The sequence below is a fragment of the Streptomyces sp. NPDC048496 genome, from assembly GCF_043200055.1.
In the GTDB taxonomy this organism is placed as follows: domain Bacteria; phylum Actinomycetota; class Actinomycetes; order Streptomycetales; family Streptomycetaceae; genus Streptomyces.
Genome location: NZ_JBICXB010000058.1, coordinates 23,825 through 30,266 on the forward strand (window position 1 = coordinate 23,825; position 6,442 = coordinate 30,266).

Annotated in this window: 3 protein-coding genes and 1 pseudogene; 1 reads left to right on the plus strand and 3 read right to left on the minus strand. The window is 67.5% G+C overall.

Annotation, left to right across the window (positions count from 1 at the left end; all coding sequences use genetic code 11):
* Position 1: 1 nt before the first annotated feature.
* Positions 2 to 3,136 carry a Tn3 family transposase gene (locus tag ACGFSA_RS31110; protein ID WP_393309380.1) on the minus strand — a complete coding sequence of 1,045 codons (3,135 nt, stop codon included), beginning with the start codon at positions 3,134 to 3,136 and terminating at the stop codon, positions 2 to 4.
* 103 nt (positions 3,137 to 3,239) lie between these two features.
* On the minus strand, positions 3,240 to 3,467 hold the full coding sequence (locus ACGFSA_RS31115; RefSeq protein WP_393309381.1) for a recombinase family protein: 228 nt from the start codon (positions 3,465 to 3,467) through the stop codon (positions 3,240 to 3,242).
* A gap of 233 nt (positions 3,468 to 3,700) precedes the next feature.
* Here ACGFSA_RS31115 and ACGFSA_RS31120 point away from each other — a divergent pair, with 233 nt between their 5' ends.
* Positions 3,701 to 4,960: a GNAT family N-acetyltransferase gene (locus tag ACGFSA_RS31120; protein ID WP_393309382.1), complete on the plus strand. Its 1,260-nt coding sequence runs from the start codon at positions 3,701 to 3,703 to the stop codon at positions 4,958 to 4,960.
* A 64-nt stretch (positions 4,961 to 5,024) separates the two neighbouring features.
* On the opposite strand, the pseudogene ACGFSA_RS31125 reads toward ACGFSA_RS31120, so the two are convergent.
* Positions 5,025 to 6,278: pseudogene (locus tag ACGFSA_RS31125) on the minus strand (transposase); the annotation flags it as partial.
* Positions 6,279 to 6,442 lie beyond the last annotated feature (164 nt).

The window sequence follows — 6,442 nt, forward strand, 5'->3', positions numbered from 1 at the left end:
CTCAGTCCTCCGCACCGTCGTCGTCATCGTCGAGGTCGACGGCCTCCGGGTCGCGCAGCGGCCGCAGCCCGTCGACCGGCTGGGAGGCGGTGAAGCTGTAGCGGCCCAGACAGTTCAAGTTCCGGTGCTTGAGCGGCGAGAGCCGGGCCACGTCCTCGTCTCGGATCTCGTGGCCCTCCGCGCGGAGCTGGGCGACCGCGGCGTCGATGTAGCGAGTCGTCCAGAGCACGACCGCATTCAGAACGAGACCCAGCGAGCCGAGCTGGTCTTCCATCCCGTCCCGGTACGCCTGGTGGATGGTGCCCTTCTTGCCGTGGCAGATGTCCCGGGCGAGCTTGTGCCGGGACTCCTGGACGGTGAGCTGCTTGTGCATCTGCCGTCGGTAGGTGTCGTCCACCGGGTCGACGACGGCGAGCAGGTGCAGGGTCTTGGCGATCCGCCCGTACTCGGCGAACGCCTGCCCCAGCGGGGTGGGGTGGCCCTCGCGGCCGAACATCCGCAGCAGGTCGTACGCCCGCACCTGGTTGGTGACCAGGGAGCCGGCCACCCGCAGCATGTCCGGCCAGGCGGTGAGCACCTTCTTCACGTTCACCTTGTTGCGGGCGATCGCCTCCAGCGGCCCGTAGCCGCCCAGGGCCTCGCCGCCGGGCATCTGGGCCTTCCAGAACCGCTGGTCTTCGAGGTCTTTGAATCGCGGGGAGAAGCGGTAGCCGAGCATCTTGAAGATGCCGAAGACCATGTCGGAGTAGGAGGCGTTGTCGGTGGCGACCATTTCCGGCTTCACCCCGCCGTCCAGGTTAAGCAGCGCGTCCAGGATGAACAGGGAGTCGCGCGGAGTACCCGGGACGACCATCTGCCCGATCCCGATCACCTGGTCGTTGATCGCGTTGAGCCAGGTGATGCCCTTCTTCTTCGCGAAGTACTTGGGGCTCGGGGCGGCGTTGATGGTGCGGACGGGGACGACGAAGCGCAGGCCGTCGACGGAGGCGAGCAGCCCGTTGCCCCAGAACTTGACGATGGGCACCTTCGCCTGGGCCTCGATCAGGGCGGCGTTGGCTGCGGCGATGGTGTCGGCGCGCAGGTAGTACTGGTCGACGTGGACGAGGCGGGAGCGGGTCAGGGCCTCGATGTTCGGGCTGATGACCGGGGTCATCCCGATGTTGCACGCCTCCGAGACCAGCAGGGCCACGACGGAGGTGGTGAGGTCCTTCATGCGGGTCTTGCCGTCGCCCAGGTGTACGAAGGCGTCCAGGAACCCGGTCCAGGAGTGCACCTCGAACAGCAGGTCGGGCAGGTCGATCTTCGGGAGCATCTTCTCGACCCGCTTGCGCAGCCAGTTCAGCGACTTCGGCTCGCCCAGCGCGTGGAGCTTCTCCACGTTCAGCTTCGCCCGCCCGCCTGGCTGTACCTCGATGCTGATCTTCGCGTCGGCGCCGGCCTCCTCCAGCCGCTCGGCCATCTGCTTCCACGCCGCGTCCAGCACGGCGACCAGGCCCTTCAGGTGCTGCTCGGCGTCCTCGTCCAGGCTCAGGCCCGCCAGGACGTCCTCACGCACCGCCTCCCACTCCTTGCCGTCCAGCAGACGGGCGCGCGGGTCGGACCAGCGGTGCGAGGGGGAGGCGAAGATGTCGCGGCGCTTCAGGGCACGGAAGAGCTGCTCCAGCACGCACACCACGTACGCGTCGCGGTCCACCGCCCCCTCCGGCAGCTCGGCGTTGGCGTACACCGCCTTGCGCCAGGCCGGCGGCACCAGCTTGTCGTCGATCTCGCGCGGCAGCAGGGGCTTCTCGCTCACCCTGCGCCGGGCCAGGGCGGGCAGCCGCTGCACCCCCGTCAGCACCCGCTTCCCGCCGGTGGCGGCGTCCAGCGCCTTCGACTCTCCCAGCAGCGCCAGGAACGGCTTGACCGTGTTGTAGCGCAGCGCCAGGGCACTGCGCATGGCGATCTCCGCCGAGTTGTCGTCCTCCGGGACCAGGCTCACCACCGTGGCCGCCGCGCTGGACAACTCGTCCCGGGGCGCGACCTCCTCCAGCGCCCGCCACAGCGCGGCCACATCCACGTCGCAGCCGGTCTCCTCCAGGAGCTCCAGTTCCTCGATGAACACCTTCGACGCCTTCGCCAGCATCCGTGACGCCTTCTCCAACTGCGGCAGCGTCGAGAGCCGATCCTTGTCGGTGGACCGCTTCGCGGTACTGATCAACCGTGTGACCATCAGGATCTCGAACAGGTCCAGCGCGTCATCAATGGCCTTGGCCTCCAGGTGGCGCATCACCGCGGTGAGCATCGCCGTGCGCTTGGGCTCCGAGGTCCGCTCCAGTTTCGGGGCCTTGGTGCCCAGCCCGTACCGCGCCAGCGCCGCGAGCCGGTTCGGCGGGATCTTGTTCAGCTTCACCCGCCCCAGCTGGAACGAAGAGATGTCATCGACACGCTGCAGCGCGTTCTTCATCGCGGTGCCCGTGGTCCGCGTCGGCGGCCGGCGCAGCGACTCCAGGTACGAGTACCGCTTGCCCTCCGGCGTCTTCAGCGTGGCCACCAGGTCGCCGGGCAGCGCCGGATCCGCACGATGCGCGGCCTTCGCGACCGTGGTGTGCAGCCGCTTCTCCGCGATTGTGCGGACCTCGGCCACCTGCCGGGCCAGCACCGAGACGCCCGGCAGCAGCACCCGGTTCCGGCGCAGCCAGCCCACCGCGTGATCGAACAGCGCCTTCGGCCCCTCCGAGTGCGTCGTCCACGCCCGCCCGTGGAGGAACGCCCGGAACTTCCGGCCCCACTCGTGGTCCTCGTACAGGTGGTAGCCGTACGCGTCGCGGATCTCCCACGCGTGCTCGTACGGCGTCATCTGCCGCTCGGTGTACCGCTTGATGCTGGAGACATCCTCGATCCCCAGCTGCTCGGCCAGGTGATCCACCACCGGCCACGGCACGGCAAGCGGGTCCTCCAGGAACAGCCCGACGTACCGCACCGTACAGATCTGAAGGGCGAAGCCGAGGCGGTTGTGATCCCCGCGCCGCTTCGCGATCAGCTTCCGGTCCTCGTCATCCAGGAAGAAGAACCGCTCCAGCTCCGGACGCGTGGGCTCCTCGGCGAACTTCCCGTACGCCTCGACCTGATCATCATCTAAGAATTCCACTGCCACGCGCGGACCGTAGCCAGACACCGTCACTGATCGTGGATCTTCCGACGAAGATCCACGCCAGGCCGATCGTGTGTGCTAGGCGGTCAAGATCAAGTGCTTAGCGCTAATGGCTGTACCGATGGTCCCCAAGGCCGAGTTCGGGGCGGAGCGCGTTCTTACCCGACTTCTTGTCCGCGAAGATCTTCCGGCACCCGGCGGCGGCAAGCGCGTCGAGCTGCCGCTCCAGCTTCTGCCCGCTGGTCGAGACTCGCGCGTATCCGATCTTGATCTCGGTGCGGACGAGTGGTTCGGCGCCGAGGAGGCCCGGCTCGGCCGGTTCGAGAGCAGTCATGGCCCCGGATCATGTCAGAAAACGGCGGTTCGGGGTTGTTGAATGACTCAGGTTTTTGAAGGGGTTTTTGAAGGCCCTACAGGGTCCAGGCGGTCTCGCAAAGCGATCTTCAGAAAACGAAGGTTTCTTGAAGGTTGGTAGCTCGGCGATCAAGTAATCAGTTGTCCGTAGCCGATGGTGTGGATCTACTGTCCGTCATGGTTACTCAGGTGCGCCCACCGCAACGAGATGAGATGAACGCGTACTACCGGGCCCTGCCCTTCGCGAACGGGTTGCCGCAGTGGGAGCCAGCTGATGCCGCGTGGCACGGTGGTCCGGAGCCGTGGCCCCCGCAGCGCACTCCGGCGACCGCCGAGCAGCTAAAAGAGTGGGCAGAAGCTGACGTCAAGGACGAGTCTTTCCACCCGATCGCGACCTTCGCAGACGGCGCGTGCGTGGGCGCATCGGCCGCCATCTCCTTCGACGTGACGGTTCCTGGCGGGGGCACGGTCAAGATAGCCGGTGTTACTTCTACCGGGGTGATCGCTACACACCGCCGAAGCGGTTACCTGCGGCGGATGATGCAGGCCATGTTCGACGCCGCCTTGGACCGAGGCGAGCCGTTGGCGATGCTCAGCGCCAGCGAGGGCAGCATCTACGGCCGATTCGGGTTCTCGCCGGCGACCTTCCGCACGCGGTGGGAGCTGGACCGTCACGAAGCTGCCTTCCTTCCGGCACCGCCCGACCTGGGTTCGCTGGAGCTGGTCGACGCCGCGCAGGCGAAGCAGTTCTGGCCTGTGGTGCACGCGGAGGTACGCGCACACCGTACCGGTGAGCTCACCCCCCTGCCCGGGCACTGGGACAGCCTGTCCGACACTGCGGACGGCACGAACGGACCGCTGCGGTATCTCGCCCACCGCGACCAGCACGGCGAGGTAGACGGCATCGCCAACTTCCGACTGCCGTGGTCCTCGACAGCCGTCAACGCGGGGACACTCGTTGTTGAGGCACTGGAGGCGACGAACCCGACGGCGTATCGCGCACTGTGGAGCTTGTTGGTCGACTTCGACCTCACCAGGACCATCGTGGCGCCCGGCCGCCCGCGCGACGAACCGCTGCGGTGGATGCTTGCGAACCCGCGAGCGATGCGCATCACCCGGCAGTCCGACAACTTGTGGGCACGCCTTCTCGACGTCCCCCGCGCCCTGACGCAACGCTCGTACGACACGGTCGGCGAGGTGGCGTTCACCATCGATGACGACCAAATGTGCCCGGCGAACAACCGGACATGGCTTCTCCGCACAGGCGGTACGTCGGTGACATGCGTTGCCACCGACCAGCAGGCGGATTTGACCATCACAATCTCGGCGCTCAGTTCGCTCTACTTCGGCGGCATGTCGGCACATGATCTGATGTACGCGGGTCGCATCACTCCGCACGCCGACGGCGCGGTCGCGCAGCTAACCCGGCTGTTCCGCATCGACCCCGAACCGCACAACTCCTTCGGCTTCTGAGGCAGCTGTCGACTGCCAGGCATTATCAGGCTCCTCGGCCACAGTGCAGCCGTTCGGGACGCGGTCAGTCGCTCTCGTCGTCCTCGGCGGCGTCCGGGTCCCGGAAGGGGCGCAGGCCCTGGCCTGGCGCGCTGGCCTTGATGTTGAACAGGTAGCGGCCCAGGAAGTTGATATGCCGGTCCTTGAGCGGGGAGAGCCGGGCGACGTCCTCGTCCTTGATGTCGTGGCCCTCGGCACGGAGCCGGGCCACGGCGGCGTCGAGGTAGCGGGTGTTCCACAGGACCACGGCGTTGAGGACCAGGCCGAGGGCGGCGAGCTGGTCCTCCTGGCCCTCGCGGTACGCCTGGCGGATCTGGCCCCGGCCGCCGTGGCAGATCGCGCGGGCGAGCCGGTGGCGGGACTCCTGCACGGTGAGCTGCCGGTTCATCAGACGGCGGTAGGTATCGTCCATCGGGTCGACCAGGGCGAGCAGGTGCATGGTCTTGTCGATGCGCCCGTACTCGGCGAACGCAGCACCGAGCGGGGTGGGGTGACCCTCGCGGCCGAACATCCGCAGCAGGTCGTAGGCCCGGACCTGGTTGGTGATGAGCGACCCGGCGACCCGGAGCATGTCCGGCCAGTGCGCGGCTATCCGCTTGAGGTTGACCTTGTTGCAGGCCACGGCCTTCAGCGGCCCATACCCAGCAGCCGGCCCTTCTCCGTCGGGCAGGTCGGCCCGCCAGAACCGCTGGTCGGCCAGGTCGCGGAAGCGCGGGGCGAAGCGGAAGCCGAGTATCTTGTACAGGCCGAAGGCCATGTCGCTGTACGAGGCGTTGTCGGTCGCCACCATCTCCGGCTTCACGCCGCCGTCGAGGTTCAGCAGGGTGTCCAGGGTGTAGAGGCTGTCGCGCGGGGTGCCGCGCACGACCATCGCGCCGATCCCCGCGACCTGGTCATTGACGGCGTTGAGCCAGGTCACGCCGCGTTTGTAGCCGTAGTACTTTGGCGAGGGCCCGGTGTTGATGCTCTTGACGGGTACGACGAAGCGCAGGCCGTCGACGGAGGCGAGCAGCCCGCCGCCCCACATCTGGGCCAGCTCGATGCGGGACTGGGCGGCGATCAAGGCGGCGTTCGCCGCGGCGAGGGTGTCGGCGCGCACGTAGTTCTGGTCGACGTGGGACAGCCGCGAGCGGGTCAGCGCCTTGCTCTCCGGGTCGATGACCGGGGTCAGGCCGATGTTGCAGCTCTGCGACACCAGCAGCGCGACCAGGGAGACGAGCAGGCCCTCCATGCGGGTGCGCCGGTCCGAGACGTGCCCGAAGGAGTCGAGGAACCCGGTCTGAGGTTCCCCCGAGATGCGGAAGATGGTGACAGGGGGTCAGATGGTCCTCATGAGAGGAACATCGATCATGGCCGCCCCAAGGAAATACTCGCTGGAGTTGCGTGAGCGTGCGGTGCGGATGTATCGCACCTCGGATCCGAAACCGCAGATCAAGAAGCTGG